General features: G+C 71.0%; 1 protein-coding gene. It reads right to left on the reverse strand.

Annotation, left to right across the window (positions count from 1 at the left end):
* Positions 1 to 94 precede the first annotated feature (94 nt).
* Entirely contained in the window at positions 95 to 610 is a 516-nt protein-coding gene (locus tag KUM32_RS40625) for a hypothetical protein (RefSeq protein WP_217146700.1), read from the reverse strand.
* Positions 611 to 832 lie beyond the last annotated feature (222 nt).

The following is an 832-nucleotide window of genomic DNA, read 5'->3' on the forward strand; positions in this document are numbered from 1 at the left end:
CTGGGTGAGCGGGTCGAGGCCGAGGAACCCGAGGCCGCTGTCGGGCAGTCGGCGCAACCTGCGGACGGCGGTCGGCAGTTCCAGTCGTACGGGCTCAGCCATGGGCGACCAGTCCCCAGATCTCCCGCTCCACCTCGGCGCCCGCGTACCAACATCCCCGTGGTACCACCGCCTCCCAGGCGAACCCGGCCGCGCGCAACGGTGCCAGCGGGGGCCGGGCCGCCGGCGTGACCCAGCCGTGCAGGCGGCGCAGGTTCAGGACGCGACGACCGTGCGTCACGGCGGCGTCGACGAGCGCGCCGAGCAGGTCGCCCTCGCGCTCGCCGTGCTCGCCGTGCTCCCGGGCGTCCGGGTCGTCGCGCCCCTTCCCCGCGCGCGGTCCGATCTCCAACCGGGCCTGCCCACTGGCCCAGTCGATTTCCGTATAGCGCACGTACGCGATGTCGCGTACGACGTACAGCCGCTCGTCGCGGCGCTCCCGTGGCTCGGATATCCGGTGCGGTTCGGCCGCGTCCGACCAGTCGGCCGGCCGCACCCCCAACAGCTCGTCCGGTAGTCGATATCCCGTGAGCAGTGGCGCATCAGAACTGCGGTACGCGACGAGCCTCATCAACTGACCTCAACCAATCCATACAACAGCGATAACCAGTAGGCGCCCCCCGTCCCGCCTCCCCGACAACGACGACCCCGCGCCGTGCCCATCTCCGCGACGGTGGGCACGGGCGGGTCCCCCGTTCGCCGAGAGCCAGTGGAATAACTGACCCCGCGACCCTCGGATTCATAAATCCCCGCGATCCTCGGGCCGCTTCGGAAGTGAGCGTGCCAGGAGTGG

It is taken from the genome of Streptomyces sp. AC627_RSS907 (assembly GCF_019049165.1).

Excerpts from the sequence above, each read along its gene's own strand:
- KUM32_RS40625 (WP_217146700.1), bottom strand. The coding sequence starts at position 610 with ATGAGGCTCGTCGCGTACCGCAGTTCTGATGCGCCACTGCTCACGGGA.